This window comes from Devosia limi DSM 17137, assembly GCF_900128975.1.
GTDB classification, from domain to species: Bacteria; Pseudomonadota; Alphaproteobacteria; order Rhizobiales; family Devosiaceae; genus Devosia; species Devosia limi.
Genome location: NZ_FQVC01000004.1, coordinates 234459 through 251296, shown reverse-complemented (window position 1 = coordinate 251296; position 16838 = coordinate 234459). Strand labels below are relative to the sequence as shown.

The 16838-nt window shown below is 62.6% G+C and carries 15 protein-coding genes and 1 tRNA gene; 3 read left to right on the top strand and 13 right to left on the bottom strand.

Translation table 11 applies throughout. From position 1 onward, the window contains the following. Window positions 1-16 precede the first annotated feature (16 nt). The 4 genes from BUA69_RS08700 to acs form a co-directional block, all read right to left on the bottom strand. On the bottom strand, window positions 17-1228 hold the full coding sequence (locus BUA69_RS08700) for an MFS transporter (RefSeq protein ID WP_046134879.1): 1212 nt from the start codon (window positions 1226-1228) through the stop codon (window positions 17-19). Between the two features lie 195 nt (window positions 1229-1423). Then, window positions 1424-2233 carry a UDP-2,3-diacylglucosamine diphosphatase gene (locus BUA69_RS08695; RefSeq protein ID WP_046134880.1) on the bottom strand — a complete coding sequence of 270 codons (810 nt, stop codon included), beginning with the start codon at window positions 2231-2233 and terminating at the stop codon, window positions 1424-1426. Window positions 2234-2407: 174 nt separating this feature from the next. Next, window positions 2408-3499: a glycoside hydrolase family 3 N-terminal domain-containing protein gene (locus BUA69_RS08690; RefSeq protein ID WP_160300120.1), complete on the bottom strand. Its 1092-nt coding sequence runs from the start codon at window positions 3497-3499 to the stop codon at window positions 2408-2410. A 231-nt stretch (window positions 3500-3730) separates the two neighbouring features. Then, window positions 3731-5677, bottom strand: coding sequence for an acetate--CoA ligase (acs, locus tag BUA69_RS08685; RefSeq protein WP_046134881.1), 1947 nt, complete (start codon window positions 5675-5677; stop codon window positions 3731-3733). Between the two features lie 187 nt (window positions 5678-5864). Here acs and BUA69_RS08680 point away from each other — a divergent pair, with 187 nt between their 5' ends. Further along, entirely contained in the window at window positions 5865-6431 is a 567-nt protein-coding gene (locus BUA69_RS08680) for a hypothetical protein (protein ID WP_072866510.1), read from the top strand. Between the two features lie 335 nt (window positions 6432-6766). Here BUA69_RS08680 and BUA69_RS08675 read toward each other — a convergent pair whose 3' ends face one another. The 4 genes from BUA69_RS08675 to BUA69_RS08660 all read right to left on the bottom strand — a co-directional run bounded on the left by BUA69_RS08675 (window position 6767) and on the right by BUA69_RS08660 (window position 10432). Then, a complete protein-coding gene (locus BUA69_RS08675) occupies window positions 6767-8086 on the bottom strand; it encodes a lipopolysaccharide biosynthesis protein (RefSeq protein ID WP_046134883.1) in 1320 nt (439 codons plus the stop codon). Then, entirely contained in the window at window positions 8083-9270 is a 1188-nt protein-coding gene (locus BUA69_RS08670; RefSeq protein ID WP_052950489.1) for a lipid II:glycine glycyltransferase FemX, read from the bottom strand. The genes BUA69_RS08675 and BUA69_RS08670 overlap by 4 nt, the downstream gene beginning before the upstream one ends. A gap of 111 nt (window positions 9271-9381) precedes the next feature. Next, complete coding sequence (locus BUA69_RS08665; protein ID WP_046134884.1) at window positions 9382-10065, bottom strand: TerC family protein; 684 nt, start codon at window positions 10063-10065, stop codon at window positions 9382-9384. 291 nt (window positions 10066-10356) lie between these two features. Then, window positions 10357-10432: transfer RNA gene (locus BUA69_RS08660), tRNA-Lys, on the bottom strand. A 142-nt stretch (window positions 10433-10574) separates the two neighbouring features. On the opposite strand from BUA69_RS08660, the gene BUA69_RS08655 reads away from it, so the two are divergent. Continuing rightward, window positions 10575-11426 carry a mechanosensitive ion channel family protein gene (locus BUA69_RS08655; protein ID WP_046134885.1) on the top strand — a complete coding sequence of 284 codons (852 nt, stop codon included), beginning with the start codon at window positions 10575-10577 and terminating at the stop codon, window positions 11424-11426. 46 nt (window positions 11427-11472) lie between these two features. On the opposite strand, the gene BUA69_RS08650 is transcribed toward BUA69_RS08655, so the two are convergent. After that, entirely contained in the window at window positions 11473-11676 is a 204-nt protein-coding gene (locus BUA69_RS08650) for a hypothetical protein (RefSeq protein WP_046134886.1), read from the bottom strand. A gap of 373 nt (window positions 11677-12049) precedes the next feature. Here BUA69_RS08650 and BUA69_RS08645 point away from each other — a divergent pair, with 373 nt between their 5' ends. Then, window positions 12050-13156: a pyridoxal phosphate-dependent aminotransferase gene (locus tag BUA69_RS08645; RefSeq protein ID WP_046134887.1), complete on the top strand. Its 1107-nt coding sequence runs from the start codon at window positions 12050-12052 to the stop codon at window positions 13154-13156. Window positions 13157-13352: 196 nt separating this feature from the next. On the opposite strand, the gene BUA69_RS08640 is transcribed toward BUA69_RS08645, so the two are convergent. The 4 genes from BUA69_RS08640 to BUA69_RS08630 all read right to left on the bottom strand — a co-directional run bounded on the left by BUA69_RS08640 (window position 13353) and on the right by BUA69_RS08630 (window position 16708). Beyond that, window positions 13353-14294 carry an endonuclease/exonuclease/phosphatase family protein gene (locus BUA69_RS08640; RefSeq protein ID WP_143154475.1) on the bottom strand — a complete coding sequence of 314 codons (942 nt, stop codon included), beginning with the start codon at window positions 14292-14294 and terminating at the stop codon, window positions 13353-13355. Between the two features lie 90 nt (window positions 14295-14384). After that, a complete protein-coding gene (locus tag BUA69_RS08635; protein ID WP_046134889.1) occupies window positions 14385-15947 on the bottom strand; it encodes a 2-isopropylmalate synthase in 1563 nt (520 codons plus the stop codon). Window positions 15948-16061: 114 nt separating this feature from the next. Further along, entirely contained in the window at window positions 16062-16184 is a 123-nt protein-coding gene (locus BUA69_RS21425) for a hypothetical protein (RefSeq protein WP_280136802.1), read from the bottom strand. A gap of 95 nt (window positions 16185-16279) precedes the next feature. Continuing rightward, complete coding sequence (locus BUA69_RS08630) at window positions 16280-16708, bottom strand: hypothetical protein (RefSeq protein WP_046134890.1); 429 nt, start codon at window positions 16706-16708, stop codon at window positions 16280-16282. Window positions 16709-16838: the final 130 nt, after the last annotated feature.

Sequence of the window (16838 nt, the reverse complement as noted above, 5' to 3'; positions counted from 1 at the left end):
TTGTGGAGGCGCCGCCTCAGCTCTGCTGCTCGGCCTTGGGCGTCATCACCATGAGCGACCCCAATACCAGAACCGCACCGATGCCACTCATCACCGCCGCCGCATAGAAAGCCCCCGCCCCGAAGGGGCCGACCAACAGGCCGAAGCCCAGCAGCGCCACCACGGTCACCACCTGCCGGAGCATCACGAAGAAGCTCTGCGCTTCAGCCGCAATGTCCTCGCTGGTCCAGTTGGCGATGAAATTGGTGATACCGAGAAAGGTTAGCCCCACCGTCGCCAGGTGCAGTGTCTGCAGCAGCACCAGCACCCAGATATCGGGCTCGAGCGCGAAGCCCCACCAGCGCAGCGCCCCGCAGAGGCAACCGAGCAGAATCAGGTGGCGCGCTGCGAACCGCTTGGTGATGCGCTCGAAATAGACCATGGCGAGGATTTCGGCCGTTGGCGCGACAGCCCAGAGCAGGCCGATAGCCCAGCCGGGCACCCCCTGCTCGGCCCAGACCAGCGCGCCGAAGCCCATCTGCATCATATGGCTGCCATGCAGCAGCGAGGCCCCGACCAGCGTCAGCAGGAACCAGGGTCGCCACAACTGGCCGATGCGAATGGCAATCAGCGGATTGATCGGCGCATCAATGGGGTGGATGGGGCGCGAATAGTCATCAGGCGCGCGGAACAGCGGCAGGCCCAGGGAGAACACCGCCCGAGCAAGACTGGCAACGATCAGCAATGGCACGAAGGCGCCGGGGCCGTACTGGCCCAGCAGAAACCCCGCCAGCAGCGTCACCGCGACGAAGCCAATCGTGCCCCAGACCCGAATGGCGCCGAAATTCAGACCGGTCCGCCGCGTCATCCGATAGGCGGCGGCATCGACCACCGGCGCAATGGCCTGGAACGGCACGATCAACAGCGTCCAGATGATCAGGATGGCGACATAGCCATCCATGAACAGCAGGAAAAACGGCGGAACGGCCGCGATCAGCGAACCGATGACGATGACCGTGCGCCAGTCGCTGGCCCGGTCGGCCAACCGCCCGACGATCAGGTTGATCAGGATCATCGCAAAGATCGGCGCGGCATTGATCACGCCGATTTCGGCCGTCGAAATGCCCTTCTCGCTCAGCCAGATCGGTAGGAACGGATTGGAAACGGCGCCCGACGCAAACAGCGTGGCATAGAACAGACTGGTTCGTGAGGCAGGCGAGGCCAGACGCGCCGCCAAGGGCAGACCCATCGCAATACGGCTCCGGGGAAAGGACGCAAATCAATGCCCGTCACCATGCGCCGCAGTTGCAGTGGAGGCAAGGATAGATGGGCTGCGGGTGGGAGTTTTGGTCCCGGCTTTCGCCGGGATGACGCGGTGGTGGGGCGTGAGATGCGGTGTATGGGCCGAGCCAGCAGGGCCGCAGCCCTCACCCTGACCTGCGCATCACATTGCAGCTGGACGATCGGCCCTGCGGATGCGGAATTTGCGGGGTTCGCCGGCGACCATTTCGGTCCACTTGATCAGCTCGAAATTGCCTTCTGGCGTTTCCACGATGGCGGTGCAGCTTTCCACCCAGTCGCCGGTATTGATGTAGTGGATGCCCAGCCGGTCATGCATGTCGGCGAAATGGATGTGGCCGCAGATGACGCCGTCCACGCCCGACTCGCGGGCCTCGTGCACCAGCGCTTCCTCGAAGCGGCCGATGACCGAGACGGCGTTCTTGACCTTCTGCTTGGCCCAGGCCGAGAGCGACCAATATTGCAGGCCGAGGCGGCGGCGCACCCAATTGATGGCAATATTGACGCGCAGCGCGGCATTATAGGCCCAGTCGCCAACATGGGCGAGCCACTTGGCATTCATCACCACCACGTCGAACTGGTCGCCGTGGATGACCAGATAGGTCTTCCCGGTCGCCGTGGTGTGCACCGTGCGGTCAACGAGTTCGACCTCACCAAAGTAAGTGCCGAGATATTCGCGCAGGAATTCGTCGTGATTGCCCGGCAGGTAGACGATGCGGGCGCCGGCATTGGCCTTGTCGAGCAGCAGCTGGATCAGCACATTGTATTCGGCCGGCCAGTGCCAGGCCTTGGCCAGGCGCCAGCCGTCGAGAATGTCGCCGACCAGGTAAATGGTCTCGGCGTCGTGGCAGCGCAGGAACTCTATCAACTGACCGACGCGAATCGGTTTCATGCCCAGATGCACGTCCGAGATGAACATGGCGCGTACAAATCTGGTCTCGCGGCTGTCGGTCATCGGCCGGTCGTCTCCTGCTTCTGCCCCCCCACATACAGGGCGAAGGGAGGCGCAGTCTATCCGCGCCGCTCCCAAGAGGAAACAGCCGACCGCGCCGCACCTAAAAGCCCCGGAAAACCGGGCTTTCTGCCGTGGAAAAGCGTCTACGCAGCGCTGGCGGACAGGCGAATCGGCCTAGTTGAGCCGCGCTTTGAGGGCCAGGATGCGCCGGTAGCTCTCTTCGATCCGGGCCGCGAAGGCCGGATCGGCTTCGGCAGTCGCCACCAGGATCGCCCGGATTTCATCGGCAAGGCTCGCACGGTACTTGGCGGTGTTGGAGAACAGCAGCACGTCCATCCCGGCCCGAACCGCCATGGTCACGGTCTGCTCCAGGTCAAAATGCTCGCGGATGGCGCCCATTTCCAGATCGTCGGAGATGACGACGCCCGTAAAGCCCAGATCCTTACGCAGCACCCCGGTAATCCATTCGGGAGATAGCGACGACGGCAGGCGGGTGTCCCCACCCGAATAATCAGCGTGGTAGAGGTGGCCGACCATGACGAACTCGTCATAGCCATCGGCAATCAGCGCCCGATAGGGATCAAGTTCGACATCGTTCCAGGTCTGCGTGATGTCAACAAAGCCCTCATGGCTATCGGCAGTCGATGAGCCATGACCGGGGAAATGCTTCAGCGAGGTCAGCACCCCAGCCTGCTGGTGCGCCGCGATGAAGGCCTTGTCATAGGCCGTAACCGTCTCGGCATCCTTGCCAAAGGCGCGGCCAAACTTGGCAATCACCTGGTTGTCTGGATTGAGATTGATATCGGCTACCGGGCCGAAATTGACCGTGAAGCCAAGCTTGGCAATACCGTCGGCCATGCCGGCGTAAATGGCTTGCGCCTCGGCGACTGAACCCTTGGCGACGGTCGCCGCATTCGGCACTTCCTTGAAGCCGACATCTTTGGTCAGCCGCTCGACTGCCCCGCCCTCCTGGTCGAGCGTGAGAAAGGGAACCAGGTTGGGGCTGGCGGCGCGGAACGCAGCATTCATCGCGCCCACGGCGTCGAGGCTTTTGACATTGGTCTTGAGAAACATGACCCCGCCCAGTTGCCCGGCGGCCAATTCGTCTGCCAGCGCCTTGACGGACGCATCACCGGCGCTATCGCCCTGGAACCCGACAACGATCATCTGGCCCGCCATTTCCTCAAGGCTTGCCGCCATGCTGGGGGTGGCAAAGCCAATGACAAGGGCGAGCGCGGTGAGGCACCGGGGAAGCGAAAACAGCACAGGATCATCCGGGGAAAAGATTCGATGTCCCAAATTGACCCCAAAATGCCGTCGAAACAATGGCATCATCCATTTGGAGGATGAACTGCCCGCCTGAAAATGCAACGATGCAGACTGGCGTATCGGGGGCGTCCGCCGTTCTTCAACCTTTCGGCTGACGACGCCGCGCCAAAAAGATCGGGCGGAAATCTTGGGATTTCCGCCCGTGACCTTGTTCAGATCATGCTGCGATCAGCGATTCTGCCGGTTCTCGATCAGATCGGTGACCACGGCCGGATCGGCCAGCGTCGAGGTATCGCCCAGCGAACCAAAATCGTTCTCGGCGACCTTGCGCAGGATACGGCGCATGATCTTGCCTGAACGCGTCTTGGGCAGGCCCGGCGCCCACTGGATCAGGTCCGGCGTGGCGATCGGGCCGATTTCCTTGCGGACCCAGTTACGCAGCTCGATCTTGAGCGCCTCATCGCTGGTCTCGCCCGACATCAGGGTAACATAGCAATAGATGCCCTGCCCCTTGAGATCGTGCGGATAGCCAACGACAGCGGCTTCGCTGACCTTGGGATGGCTGACCAGCGCGCTTTCGATTTCGGCGGTGCCGAGGCGGTGACCGGAGATGTTGAGCACGTCATCGACGCGCCCCGTGATCCAGTAATAGCCGTCTTCGTCACGGCGGCAGCCGTCGCCAGTGAAGTAATAGCCCTTATAGGTCTCGAAATAGGTCGAAACGAACCGGCTGTGGTCGCCCCAGATGGTGCGCGCCTGCCCCGGCCAGCTCTCCTTGATGGCGAGCACGCCTTCGGCCTTGGTCTGCTCCTGCAACCGCCCTTCGGGCGACAGCACGATCGGCTCGACGCCAAAGAATGGCAGCGTGGCCGAACCCGGCTTGGTGGCAATGGCGCCGGGCAGCGGCGAAATCAGCACGCCACCGGTTTCGGTCTGCCACCAGGTATCGACGATCTCGCAGCGGCCGCGGCCCACATTTTTGTGGTACCACATCCAGGCTTCCGGATTGATCGGCTCACCCACCGTACCCAGGAGGCGCAGCGACGACAGATCGGCCTTTTCCACCCATTCGGTGCCGGCGCCCATCAGGGCGCGGATGGCGGTCGGCGCAGTGTGGAAGATATTGATCTTGTGCTTGTCGACGACTTCCCAGAACCGGCCCACATCGGGATAGCTCGGAATGCCTTCGAACATCACGGTGGTCGCGCCATTGGCCAGTGGCCCATAGACGATATAGGTGTGCCCGGTGACCCAGCCGACGTCGGCGGTGCACCAATAGACCTCGCCATCGCGATAGTCGAAATTGAGCTGGTGGGTCAGCGACGCATAGACGATGTAGCCGCCCGTGGTGTGCAACACGCCCTTGGGCTTGCCGGTCGAACCCGACGTATAGAGGATGAACAGCGGATCTTCCGCATTCATCGGCTCGGGATCGCAGAATGGCTCGACGCCGGCAGCGGCTTCATGCCACCACACGTCGCGGCTGCCCTTCATGAGCACGTCCGCACCGGTATTGTGGACCACCAGCACCTTTTCGACGCCGGGGGCGTCCTGCAGCGCCTTGTCGACATTGGCCTTGAGCGGCACGGTCTTGCCACCGCGACGGCCTTCGTCGGCGGTGATCACCACCTTGGAATCGCAGTCATTGATGCGGCCGGCCAGCGCGTCGGGCGAGAAACCGCCAAACACCACCGAATGGATCGCGCCAATGCGGGCACAGGCCAGCATGGCGTAGGCCGCCTGCGGAATCATCGGCAGGTAGATGGTGACGCGGTCACCCTTGCGCACGCCCAGCGACTTCAGGACATTGGCGCAGCGGCTGACCTTCTCGTGCAGCTTGGCATAGGTGATATATTCGGCCTCGGCCTTCGGATCATCGGGTTCCCAGATGATCGCGACCTGATCGCCGCGCTCGACCAGATGCCGGTCGATGCAATTGGCAGAGATGTTGAGCACGCCATCTTCGAACCATTTGATCGACACATCCGGATATTGGAAGGTCGAGTTCTTGATGATCGTCGGCGACTTCATCCAGTCGATCCGCTGCGCCTGCTCGGCCCAGAAGCCGTTGGGATCGCTGACGGAGCGCGCATAAAGCTGCTCGTACTGATCTTTGGTTACATGGGTGCGTGCGATCGCAGCCGCACTTGGCTGGAATACGAGCTGCTCGCTCATAGTCTTCCTCCCTATCTCTCCCGAGAACCGTTCTAGTGTCCGCCCCTGCCTGCGGCAAGGGTTGGCGGGTGCGACTTAGTGGGTATTCCCCTCCGCGTCCACACTACGGGCCATTAACTGCGTAATGTGCCCCCGCTTCGGGTTCGATGACCCGTTTGCTATGCTCTGTCAACTCGATGGGGGCACGATGACTGAAATGACAGTACGGGCAGCGACGCCCGCCGATATCGACATGATCCACGCTCAATTGATGGACGTGATCCAGACCTCGCCTCATTACAGTGACCGCTTCAAGGTCCATGAAATGGGCCGTCTCAACAAGACGTTTCTGCGCAATCTGATGGCGCTGGACCCCTGGCACATCATGATCATGCAGAGCGATGGCAAGCCCGGCGGCGCCATGGTTTCCGGCCCCGAATGTGGCGCCATTTTCCGCTACTGGTCCTGGGTCTTCCCCGATTTCCGCGATACCAAACTGGGCATGTTCGGCATGCGCGCCTTCGACGCGCATTGGGACAATGGCCGCTTCCACAAGGCCTATACCTTCGTTCGCCCTGAAAACGCCGTCGCCCTGCTGCTGCTGCGCCGCTACGGCTACAAGGAAGTCTGCGTGCTGGAAAAGCACATTTTCGGCCAGGACTACGTCTTCGTCGAAAAGCCCTACACCAAGGTCAGCGACGACTACGACAGCGGCGTCAATATCGGCCGCCTGGGCCGGCTCCGGAAGCGATTCGAGAGCTTGGTGGGGGCGTAAGGAGGGCGCGACTGGCGCGCACCACGCACTGCCGCCGCCCCATTCAACCGCCATTCCCCCCTTTTCACCGGGTCATTCCCGCGTAGGCGGGAATCCATTCTTCATCCAGCGTTTCAAGAATGGATTCCCGCCTGCGCGGGAATGACTCCGTGGGTTGCAGCGGCGGCAGTGTGCGGACATGCGCAAGTCACCCCACATCTCCCAACTCCCCACCGGGCTGTCCACGGGCCTGACCCGTGGACCACTCGCCGCTTGTGCCGCGCTGAGAATGGCCCTCGGATCAAGTCCGAGGGCAGCGCTGTGAATGGCGGAAATGAAGCTAGCGGATCAACGACCTACACCCGCGCGGCCTCTCGCCGCCCACGCCAATGCGCCATGATCGACACATCGACCTTGGCCGTGCGCAGCGCCAGCCACCACAGCGCCACCGACCACAGCGTGATCGCCGAGATCGCCGCCAGCGCCGCCCCCATCAATCCGAAGGGTGGCACCAGTACGGCATTGAACGCCACCAGTGAAACCACGCCCAGCCCCACCGCCGGCAGGCTGGCATAGGGCCGATCATGGATGGACAGCACCAGCGATGCCGGCCCCATCACCGAACGCACCACCAGCGCCAGACACAACACCGCCAGCGGCATGGCCCCGACGGCGAAGCTGGGGCCGAACAGCATCAGCGCAAATGGCCCAAGCACCAGCATCATCAGGAACAGCAGCACCGACAGGCCACTGGCCACGAGGTTTGCCTCGCCAATCTTGCGGTTGAATTCGGCGCGGTCGGCCTTGGCCTCGCTCTCGAACATATCGGGCAGCGTCACCGCATAGACCGCCGCAACGCCAAACGAGACCAGCGAGAAAATGCGGGTGCAGACGCCGAACACCGCCAGTTCCTCGCGGCTGAGGCTATGCGACAGCAGCAGCAGATCGATATCGAAGAAGAAATCCGTCGCTAGCGAGATCAGCACCCAGGGCAGCGCAAACCGCCACCACCGCCGCACTTCGCCGTCGCGAATGGGCTTATCATCGGGCATTGTCCGCACCGTCAGCATGACGAAGCCAAAATGCACCAGCGCCACGCTCACATAGCCCAGCGCAATGACCCAAAGCATCTGGGAAAAGCCTTCGAACGGCGTTGCCAGCGTGCTCGCCATCAGGAAGGCGCAGAACACGATCATCGGCCGAAAGATCGTGTCGGCGAGAAACCCCGCCAGCGGCCGCTTCAGCCCCACCAGCACCGCGCCATTGACGTAGACCATGGCGGTGGCGAAGGCGAGCAGGCACACCGGCCCGAAATGTTGTGCCAGCACCGAGCCGGACTGCCCCAGAAGCGCGAGCACCGGCTGGCCCAAAATCAGCACCAGCACCAGCACCGCTGCGATATGCCCATAGGCCCGCATCAGAAACCGGTTCAGCGACGACCGCTCATTGCGCGCCCGGTACTCGGCGGCAAAATAGGTGCCGACCGTATGAAAGCCCAGCGGCATCACCACCGCGATCAGGTTCACCGTGGCAACAGCGATCAGATACTCGCCCAGCAGGTCCGCGCCCCAATTGCGGGCGATGAGCGCCTGCACGAGGAAGATCAAACCGGCCCCGCCGAGGCGGGCGCCGAAGATCACGCTCGATTGCGAGGCCAGGCGCCGGGCGAGGCTCATGGCGCCGACTCGTCGCCCCCGGCGCGTGCCTGATTGGGCCGCGCCTTGGATGACAACAGCCCCTCGGCCATGCGCCGCAACTGGTAATAGGCATCGCGCGCCAGAAACGCGCCATTGCCCAGCAGGTATGCCAATGGCTTCGACGCATAATTGGCCACCGGCGGCACCGGCTCGATCACGCCGGCATCGCCGACCATGCCCTTCTTGAACTGATGCAGCCCCTGGAAGCCATCGGTGCCACCCAGGTCATACCAATTGGCTGGCGTATTATCGCGCAGCCAGCGGATGATGTGCCAATGCATGAAATAGCCGGCGCGCAGCGGCAGCGCCTTGTCATTGGTGGCGCCATAAAGGTAGACGGCGCGCTCGCCCGCCTTGAAGATCACCGCCCCCGCGACCAGTTCGCCCTCATGGCGAACAAAGAACAGCTCTGGCCGCAGCGCCGGCTCGTCCAGCGCCATCAGCAGCGGCACCGTGTCATAGGCCGAATGATCCGGAAACTGCTTGCGATCGGCCATCGCCTGATACAGCGCCTCGAACTCCCCCACCCGCTCGGGCCCGGCATGCTCGAAGCTCAGCCCGGCCTTTTCCGACTTGTTGAGGTGGTAGCGCCATTTCTGGTTGAAGCTCTTGCGCTGCGCCGCATCGTCGAGACGCAGGTTGACGATGTAGCGATTGGGAAACATCAGCGCGCTACCGCGCTTGAAGCCGCGCTTGATCAGATGGGCATATTCGCCATTGCCGGGCGCCAGCGACGCGCGTGGCAGCACCGAGAGCATCAATCCACGCTTGTGCGCATATTCTGCCATCAGGGCCTCGATCATGCCGGCATAGATGACATCGGCATCGGCGCGGCTGCCATCGCGCTGCATTGGTCCCCATTTGGAAACCGCGATATGGCTGAGGCCCAGGGGCAAGGGCTGGATCATCACCAGCGCGCCGCCAACCACTTCGCCCCCCAGCAGGAACAGCATGGGCTCCTGCTTGACTGCAGGCCAGCGCGCAACGGCAAAGGCGTAAAGCTGCTCCTGGCAGACCGCGTCGAACCCGGCGACGATCCGGTCCCATTCAGGGCCCGAGACCATCCGCATCTCGAGTTCGGCAGCAGGTGTGGCCGACGCCGCGACCTTCTGGTGGCCCACGGCCGTATTCGGCTGGACCAATCGATCGGCGGTTGCAGACATCTTGGGGGTTCCGGCACAATTCAGGACTGCCGAACGCTAGCTCCCCAAGATGAGCAATTTCCTATCTTTGCGGCAGCAATGCCGCAAAGATCATTGGGTGGTTACCAAAGACTAAGCTGCCGGGACCACAACAGGAACCGGGGGATGCCCACCGCCGATGAACGGAATGGTTGGCAGCGTATAGCCCAGCAACTGGTCGGCGCCTTCGTAGATCATCTTGACGGCGACGTAGAGGATGATGACCAGGCCGACCCAGGCGATCCAGCGATGCCTGTTGAGCAGCGAGGCGATGAACGAGGACGCCAGGCCCATCAGCGCAACTGACAGGATCAGACCGAACACCAGCACTTCGGGATGGTGCTGCGCGGCGCCGGCCACGGCCAGCACGTTGTCCAGCGACATCGACACGTCGGCAATGATGATCTGGATGACGGCCTGACGCAGCGTCTTCGCCTTGGGCGCAGTTGCATTGCCATCGGCGTCGAGAACGACCGGGTGGTCATCGGGATGACCGGCCTTGAGCTCCTGGTACATCTTCCAGCAGACCCACAGCAGCAGCAGGCCACCGACCAGCAGCAGGCCAGTAACCGCCAGCAGCTGGGTGGTGATCAGGGCAAAGCCGATACGCATGACGGTCGCGGCCGCGATGCCGATCAGGATGGCCTTGCTGCGCATCTCCTTGGGCAACCCGGCGGCGGCAAGGCCGATAACGACGGCATTGTCGCCGGCGAGGACGAGGTCAATCATGATGACCTGGAAGAACGAGCTGACGAAGCTGGCGTCGAGACCGAACATTGTGGGGTTATCCCTCTGGGGTTGGGCAAATACAATTGTGCTGCGCTAATAGCGCCCAAGCCGTCCAAGGGAAAGCGCGAAGCGACAGCTCACCAACCAAAGTCGCAGAATTCTTGGGGTTTGAGGCCCGCCATGACAGCTTAGCGACAGACTCCTCCGTCCCCGCCCGCACCGGGCAATCATCGGAACGGCAAGAACTGGCAAGGCAAACACCGGCAGCGCGCTTTCGCCCGTTCCGGTGGCAGCATTCATCGGCTTGTGAATTTCCCCTGTATTCCCGGGGGAGGACTTTGGTGGGCGAGCACGGATTCGAACCGTGGACCCGACGATTAAGAGTCGTCTGCTCTACCAGCTGAGCTACTCGCCCACTGCCTGGGGCTCCAAAGTGAGCGCTGTATAGCCAAGGGATTCTCGCCTGTCTAGCGCCCTTGGCCAGTTTCCTCGTCGCAAAGCTTTGCTAAGATGTCGCAGCGGCGCGGAAGCCGCAGCAATCCTGGACTTTTTTCTTTATGCCCGATTCCGATTTTCTCTATCTGCCTGTGCATTGGCTGGCCGATCATGCCGTCCTGGTGCTGACCGCCGCCGCGCTTCTGCTCGCCGGCTGGTTCCTCGCCCGCCTGGCGGCGCGCGGCATCCTCCGGCTGTTCTCGCGCGCCAATGGCGTGGATCAGAATTACGGCCCGCTGCTCTCGCAGGTGGTGCGCTATGGAATCATGGGATTTGCCATCATCGCCGCGCTCAACCTGCTCGGTGTGGCCAGCACGACGATTCTGGCGGTGCTGGGCGCGGCGGGTCTGGCAATCGCATTGGCGCTGCAGGGCACGCTGTCCAATATCGCCGCCGGCCTGATGCTGCTCTGGCTGCGCCCCATCGCCATTGGCGAGTTCATCCAGGGCGATGGCGTCGCTGGCGTGGTGGTGGAAATCGGTCTGTTCGGCACCCGGCTGCGCTCATCGAGCGGGCTTTACATATTTACGCCCAACCAGAAGCTGTGGGCATCGGCCATCACCAACCACAGCCGCGAGCCGCGGCGGCGGGTGGACGTCAATGTCAGCGTGCCCGACAGCATCGACATTGCCAATTCCCGCAAGATCCTGTTGCGGATCGCTACCAGCGACGAGCGGGTTGAGGTCAATCCACCCCCTTCGGTGCATGTCGACAGTTTCACAGGCTCTGCCGTCAACATGCAGTTGCGCGCCTGGGTAAAGACCCCGCAATATCTGGCCGTGCTCTTTGATCTGACCGAGCAGGCCAAGCTGGCTTTGAACAGGGAACTGGACGGGAGCAAGGAAGAGAAGGCGCTGATCAATGTCGCGCCAAACCCCAATGAGGCCAATCCGGAAACTCGAACCGGCATATAGGCCATCCGCCCGGGGCGCCTTCTGGCGCCCTGGGCAGATTGGGCAATCAGATGATTCCGCGCTGGCGGCGGATGCTTTCGAGATCCAGGATGTTTTCGTTCTCCGGCGCTTCCTGGCGGCGGAAATCGTCCATCAAGGCGATGGTGCGTTCAATGATGTGGCGCAGTTGCTGGGAGCGACTGTCCGTGCCCTGCAGGATGGTGGCCGCACGCTCGAGATGGTCACGGGCAAGCACATAGGTGGGAGGCATCGCAGGAGCTCCTGAGTTAAGCGAATCGACGGAGAGGCACCGTTTGGTGTGAGCAGAAACTGGGCCCTTCATGCCTTCTGCAATCTTTCGCGGATCGGCGGGATTTGTTTCAAATGCAATCTAATAACAAGGGCCGCAAAGCACCCGATTTCCGGGCCTTTCAGCCGCGCACACGCCCCAGGCCCTGTGCATAACCATTCTAGACTGTGCCAGTGTTGTCATGGCTGGGCCATGCCAGTAACCATTTGCCGCTGCGGCGTTAACGACTGCTCGCTATCGCGGCCAATCCCTGCCGGGCCCAGGCAAATCGCGGCCTTGCAGGCCTCGCACGTCCGAATAGGATGGCAGGCGAATCTGTACCGAGACCCCAGCCATGATCCGGCCTGCACTGACCCCGATTGCCGCCCGCCTGCCCGAAACCGTGCCCTTTGTCGGGCCAGAGGCGCTGGAACGGGCTTCTGGCCGTGCCTTTCGCGCCCGGCTGGGCGCCAATGAGTCTCGCTTTGGCCCGGCCCCCGCAGTTCTTAACGCCATGATCCAGGCAACAAATGACAGCTGGAAATACTGCGATCCCGAAGTCTTTCTGCTGCGCCAGACTTTGGCTGATCATCACGGCATCAAGGCCGATGAAGTCACCGTGGGAGAGGGCGTCGACGGCGTGCTGGGGCTCTGCGTCAGGCTGTTCGCCGGCCCCGGCGACAGCGTGGTCACTTCGTTGGGCGGCTATCCCACCTTCAACTATCACGTGACCGGCTTTGGCGCCCAGCTGCATACAGTGCCCTATATCGATGATCGCGAGGATCTCGAGGGCCTGCTGGCCGCTACCCGGCGCCAGCAGGCCAAGATCGTCTATCTGGCCAACCCCGACAATCCGATGGGCAGCTGGTGGCCCGCCGAGGCCGTACAGCGCTTTATCGAGGCGGTGCCGCCCACGACCCTCTTGCTGCTCGACGAAGCCTATGGCGAGCTGGCGCCGGCCGGCACGCTGCCCGCGATCGATACCAGCCGCCCCAATGTGCTGCGGCTGCGCACCTTCTCCAAGGCCTATGGCATGGCCGGGCTGCGCTGCGGCTATGCCATTGGCGAAGCAACGACGATTCGTGCCTTCGAGCGGGTCCGCAACCATTTCGGCGTTAACAATATCGCCCAGGCCGCCGCCATCGCCGCCATTGGCGAGCATGCCTACCTGGCCGAAGTGGTCGAGCGCACTGCCGCAGCCCGTCGCCGCATCGCCCGCATTGCCGAAGCCAATGGCCTCGTGCCCCTGCCCTCCGCCACCAATTTCGTCGCCATCGACTGCGGCCGTGACGGCGCTTTCGCCGGCGCCGTGTTGAAAGGCCTCGCCGAACGCGGCGTCTTCATCCGCAAACCGATGACACCGGGCCTGGATCGCTGCATCCGCGTGTCGGTTGGGTTGGACGCAGACCTGGACCTGTTCGAGGCCATGTTGCCAGAGGCTGTGCAGCACGCGGGGCGCTAGTAGTCGCCCTCTCGGTGCAAACGTCTCGCAGGTCATTCTCAAATCCCCGGAGTCATTCCCGCGAAGGCGGGAATCCATTCTTCGGCTCCGGTGCAAACAAGAATGGATTCCCGCCTTCGCGGGAATGACTCCGGGTTTGGATCAGGAATGAAGCAAGCTGCAAGCTCAGCGTGGGCGCCACCAACCGCCCACCCCCCTACTCCGCCAACCGCACCTTCGCGATCAGTCCAAAATGGTTCGACCCGAACGATGATGGCGTGGCGCTGATCGATTCGATCACCGCCCCGTGCCGCGAGAATACATTGTCGATGGGCACGCCAAATGCCCCCGCGCGAACCGGCCAGGTCGCGGGATAGGACGGCGGCGGTTCTAGCCCGGACTGCTCGACAAAGCGGGCAACGCTGCGCGACCAGGCGGCAGCGTTGAGATCGCCCGCCAGCACCATTGGCCCGTCAACGCCAATCAGGGCGTCCTCGACGCTCTCCAGCTCGATGTTGGCAGTTTCGTCGAAATACGGCTTGCTGAGATGCACGCCGACAATATTGACGCTCTGCCCGGCAATTTCGGTCACGCCAAGGATCAGCCGCTCCCGGTTCAACGGATAAAGCGGCAACACCCGACCACTGGTAAACGGCGTGCGCGACAGCACCATCAGATCGCAGGTGGCACGGCCCTCGCAGCCAAGCTTGTAGGGAAACGTCTGCAGCAGGTCGGGCAAATAGCGCGCAATCCCAGGCGCTTCCATGATCACCGCAATATCGGGCGCCGAGGCGATGATGTAATCCGCCAGCTCCCGCCCGGAGCGATTGCTGGAAAGGACGTTGAAACTCATCAGCGTGAAGGCCGGGGCATCCTCCCCCGGCAGCGGCGCGCGCGTCGCCTGCTGCGCCCGCACGATCAGCGCCCCCTGCCCGAGGCTGAGCGCCACCAGCAAGCCCACCAGCGACGCGCGAATCCAGGCGCCGTTGATCAGCAGCAACAGCGGCAGGACCAGGCAGACCAGGGCGATGTGGAACCGCAGGCTATGCAGCAATTCCTGCCCGGGAATGCGGGGCGGCATGCTGATCGCCACCAGCACCACCGCCGCCACCAGCGACACGCCGGTCAATATCCCGCGAATTTCAGACCTGAGCGTCAATGGCGGGGGTGCCCCTGATGATTGCCATCCAACTCGTGCCGCAAAGCAGCGTCACGCGCAAGATGAGCCGGGCACCCCTGCCATGCAGTTCTAGCCGGCCATCGCGCCCTGTGCCGAAGCACCGCGTTCGATCAGCAGGCGATTATAGGCATTGAGGTAAGCGCGAGCCGAGGCCACCAGCGTATCCGGCTCGGCCGCATTGCCCGAAACGATACGGCCGTTCATCTCCAGCCGCACATGCGCCGATGCCTGCGCATCGGTGCCGCCAGTGACGCCATCGACGGCATAGAGCACCAGATGCGGCTGCTGGCCGACTGCTTCCTTGATGGCGTTGAAGATCGCATCGACCGAGCCGGTCCCCTCAAAGCTCACCGAAGTTTCTTCGCCGTCGATCGTGAGGGTAATGTTGGCCTTGTGCACGCCGCCGGTCTTGGACACGACTTCCATGTCCACCAGCTTGATGCGGTCGCCGACCGAGCCGACTTCATCATCCACCAGCGCCACGATATCGGCGTCATAGACATGCTTCTTGCGGTCCGCCAGATCCTTGAAGCGCTGGAAGGCTTCCTGGAAGGCATTGTCGCCCAATTCGTAGCCCAGTTCCTTCAGCTTGTCCTTGAAGGCGGCGCGGCCCGAATGCTTGCCCATCACCAGGGTGGTTGCCTTGATGCCGACGCTGGCCGGGGTCATGATTTCATAGGTCTCGGCATTTTTCAGCATGCCATCCTGATGGATGCCGCTTTCATGCGCGAAGGCATTCTTGCCGACGATGGCCTTGTTGTACTGCACCGGGAAATTCGCCGCTGCCGAAACGATGCGGCTGGCGCGAGCGAGATGGGTGGTTTCGATTTCTGTCTGGTAGGGCAGGATGTCGCCACGGGTGCGCAGCGCCATCACGATTTCTTCCAGCGCCGCATTGCCGGCACGTTCGCCCAGGCCATTGATGGTGCATTCCACCTGACGGGCGCCACCGCGCACCGCGGCCAGCGAATTGGCCACGGCCAGGCCCAGATCATTGTGGCAATGGGCCGAGAAGATCGCCTTGTCGGCGCCCGGCACCGAGGTGATGATGGTCCGGAACATGGCCTCATGCTCGTCGGGCACCGCATAACCCACCGTATCGGGCAGGTTGATGGTGGTGGCACCGGCCTTGATTGCGGTCTCGACGCAGCGCTTGAGGAATTCCAGCGGCGTGCGGGTCGCGTCCATTGCCGACCATTCGACATCGTCGATCAGGTTGCGGGCCTGCGCCACGGTGCGGGCGATGATCTCGATCACCTCGTCCTCGGTCTTTTTCATCTGGTGGGCCAGATGGATCGGCGAGGTGGAAACGAATGTGTGGATGCGACCCTTCCGGGCGTGGCGCACCGCCTCGCCGGCGCGGTCGATATCGGCAGTGATGGCGCGGGCCAGCCCGGCAACAGTGGCATTTTTGACCTGCTTGGCCACGGCCACCACAGCCTCGAAATCGCCGGTGGAAGCAATGGGGAAACCGGCCTCGATGATATCGACGCCCATCTCGTCCAGCGCCTCGGCGACCTGCAGCTTTTCTTCGAGCGTCATCGTCGCGCCGGGCGATTGCTCGCCATCACGCAGCGTGGTGTCGAAGATGAAAACGCGGTCTTTATTGGTCTCGGTATTGGCGGCGGTCATGCTGGTCGTCCTATCAAGCGGCCCAAAGCTCATGGCTCTGCAGGCCGGACATTTGCTGTTCGGCTTATGGCGTAATCCCCTGACGACCCGTCCGCATTAGCGAACTGCCGGTGATCAGGGGCTGATAAGAAGGAGGATGAGCGCGGGAAGCAGCAGCATGCCAGCAGCAATCAACAGCCGGGCCTGAAAGGCCTGGCGCTGTTCGATAGCAATGGCGATTGCGCGCTTGCGCTGCATAGGTTCAGTCCCGATTTCTGAACAGAGAATGCGCGAATCCACCGCCCGGTGCAAGCCCAAGGCGGTGCCGATAGTCACTTTTTGCGACCGGTGCCCTAGCCGAAGGCAAAAACCGCGGCGAGAATTACTCCAGCGAAGGCCGCACCGGTAATCTTGTGCGCGGTTTCAGCGACCTGTTCGGCCGCATGGTCCCCGGCCTGCGCCTTCTTGTCATTGATCCCGCCAATGACGATGGCCACCAGCATCACCGCCACCAGCACCATCTTGATCCAGAACCAGATGCTGGCCCCGTCCAGCCCGCCATAGCGCAGCCACAGGATCAGCGGCCCGCTGACCAGCAGGGCCACCATGGCGACCTTGCCCACCTGCGCCAGCTGGTTCATCACCCCATAATAGGCATCGCGTTGCGCGGGCGTCGCCCCACCCAGCCGCGCCGCGATTACCGGCCCAACCACACTATTGGACCCGCCGGCGATAAATGCCACGATGTGCACAAAGATTACAATATTGATGAAAACGTCCACGTCCCCGCCCCTCAACGTTGGAAATGACGGCGTTACTTAGCACGACTTGCAGAGGCTCGCCATTGGTGCTGATCAACAAGTCAAGCGCACCCCACCGCGCTGCCCACGGTTGCTTGACCCGTGGGCCGCT

Excerpts from the sequence above, each read along its gene's own strand:
- BUA69_RS08700 (WP_046134879.1), bottom strand. The coding sequence starts at position 1,228 with ATGGGTCTGCCCTTGGCGGCGCGTCTGGCCTCGCCTGCCTCACGAACC.
- BUA69_RS08695 (WP_046134880.1), bottom strand. The coding sequence starts at position 2,233 with ATGACCGACAGCCGCGAGACCAGATTTGTACGCGCCATGTTCATCTCG.
- acs (WP_046134881.1), bottom strand. The coding sequence starts at position 5,677 with ATGAGCGAGCAGCTCGTATTCCAGCCAAGTGCGGCTGCGATCGCACGC.
- BUA69_RS08680 (WP_072866510.1), top strand. The coding sequence starts at position 5,865 with ATGACTGAAATGACAGTACGGGCAGCGACGCCCGCCGATATCGACATG.
- BUA69_RS08675 (WP_046134883.1), bottom strand. The coding sequence starts at position 8,086 with ATGAGCCTCGCCCGGCGCCTGGCCTCGCAATCGAGCGTGATCTTCGGC.
- BUA69_RS08670 (WP_052950489.1), bottom strand. The coding sequence starts at position 9,270 with ATGTCTGCAACCGCCGATCGATTGGTCCAGCCGAATACGGCCGTGGGC.
- BUA69_RS08665 (WP_046134884.1), bottom strand. The coding sequence starts at position 10,065 with ATGTTCGGTCTCGACGCCAGCTTCGTCAGCTCGTTCTTCCAGGTCATC.
- BUA69_RS08655 (WP_046134885.1), top strand. The coding sequence starts at position 10,575 with ATGCCCGATTCCGATTTTCTCTATCTGCCTGTGCATTGGCTGGCCGAT.
- BUA69_RS08650 (WP_046134886.1), bottom strand. The coding sequence starts at position 11,676 with ATGCCTCCCACCTATGTGCTTGCCCGTGACCATCTCGAGCGTGCGGCC.
- BUA69_RS08645 (WP_046134887.1), top strand. The coding sequence starts at position 12,050 with ATGATCCGGCCTGCACTGACCCCGATTGCCGCCCGCCTGCCCGAAACC.
- BUA69_RS08635 (WP_046134889.1), bottom strand. The coding sequence starts at position 15,947 with ATGACCGCCGCCAATACCGAGACCAATAAAGACCGCGTTTTCATCTTC.
- BUA69_RS21425 (WP_280136802.1), bottom strand. The coding sequence starts at position 16,184 with ATGCAGCGCAAGCGCGCAATCGCCATTGCTATCGAACAGCGCCAGGCC.